General features: G+C 60.9%; 2 protein-coding genes. One reads left to right on the top strand and one right to left on the bottom strand.

The genetic code is table 11. The features are described 5' to 3' along the window. Window positions 1–836: tyrosine-type recombinase/integrase (locus tag EJL02_RS14020; RefSeq protein ID WP_125116966.1), on the bottom strand; the 836-nt coding region annotated here is incomplete at its 3' end. A gap of 223 nt (window positions 837–1,059) precedes the next feature. Between EJL02_RS14020 and EJL02_RS14015 the strand changes: the two genes are divergently transcribed. Then, window positions 1,060–1,266, top strand: coding sequence for a hypothetical protein (locus tag EJL02_RS14015; protein WP_125116965.1), 207 nt, complete (start codon window positions 1,060–1,062; stop codon window positions 1,264–1,266). Window positions 1,267–1,432: the final 166 nt, after the last annotated feature.

Genomic DNA, 1,432 nt, shown 5'->3' with positions numbered 1-1,432 from the left:
CCCAGCAGGCGGGATACCTGCCGACAGGCGGCGTGCTCGTCCAGCCCTTGCTTGCGGCAGGTCAGATATTGCTCGACCGCGTATGTATGGCGCAGGCCGTGGCAGGTCAGCGGACGGTGTCGGTCGGCGATCTGCACAGCGTCACGGTGCCGGTAGAGGAAGCACTGGAAGCGGTTGATCGCAAGGTCGGTCGGGGTAGCGTCCGACACGAACAGCTTGTGCCCACGCGGCGTCTGGCGCAGCATGGCTTCCAGTTCGATCTGCGCGGTGCGGGGCAGGGGAATGGTGCGGATTTTGCCGCCCTTGCCCTTGATCGTCAGCTGGCCGGTTTTGATAGCGCGCTGGGCGGTTGCAGTGTCCAGTCGGAAAATCTCATGAACGCGCAGGCCACAATGCCGCGCCAGACAAATTGCGGCAGCGTAGTCCTCGCGGCCCTCGCCCCATGCCTTGCCAATCATGCGGTTGACCTCTTCATCGTGCCATGTGCGGTCAGCCTTGCCGAACGAGCGGCGTTCCAGATCGAGCATGGCGTTGGTCGGCAGCTTGGGGTGTTTGCGGCTTGGCAGTTGGTCGTGGAAAAAACGGATGGCGGCAAGGTCGGTTTTGATGGTGGATGCCGCGCGGAGGTTTTCCTTGAGGAATTTCGTGTAGGCAAAAATGTGTTTGGGCGCGATGTTGGCAACGCGCTCAACATGATAGACTTCTGCAAGAAAATAGCAGAAGCGGCAGACGGCCTCTTTGTATCGGCGGCGGGTCTGGATACTGCCTTGTCGGCAGTGACGGAACACGCGCTCGACTTGGGCGAGCAGGTTTTGATAAATGGCATAGGTTTTCATAATTGTACCTCCTGTGCGTCGGGAGACAGGCGCAGCTCACCCTTCTGCAAAAGGACGGATTTCCGCCCGGTTTCCCCGTGCCGCACAGAAGAAGGCGCATTTTAGATGAGGGTTATCACGCTGTTTCTGGTTAAAATGCGTGGTTTCCTGCCGGGATGGGGAAGGGGAGCGGCGAGCTGTCCGCTCTGTCTCTGTTGAATTTTTGGTTAGCATTGGTTGCCGTATGGGCCGCAAAAACGGCTGCACCATGGGTGCGCGGCGAGCACAGTGCCGGACAAATGCCGGTCACGCGAAGCGTGTGCGCTCTTGGTCGGCTGCCGGCAGCGCAGCCGATGTGCGCGAGGGAGAACCCGTCCTGCCGGACACGGACGAGGGTACGCCAGCCCCTCTTGGCGGCCGCACCGGCTGTGCGGATCGCCCGAAGAAATAGGTTTTTCATTTCCATCTGTCTGTCCTCAACCAAAACGCTGCGAATGGGCAGCGCCGGTGAGAGGGCGCTCGTGGCCGCCTTTTGCGAATGGGCAAGTGCGGCGTTGTTTCGGCTTCCTGACCTGCATCGTGCTGGCGTGCGCGATACCCGCCTGTGGCGCGGAAGC

It is taken from the genome of Agathobaculum sp. Marseille-P7918 (genome assembly GCF_900625105.1).
Classification (GTDB): Bacteria; Bacillota; Clostridia; order Oscillospirales; family Butyricicoccaceae; genus Agathobaculum.
This window is presented reverse-complemented; position numbering and strand designations above follow the sequence as displayed.

What these genes read in the sequence shown, in the direction of transcription:
- EJL02_RS14015 (WP_125116965.1), top strand. Translation starts at nt 1,060, where the DNA reads ATGGGCCGCAAAAACGGCTGCACCATGGGTGCGCGGCGAGCACAGTGC.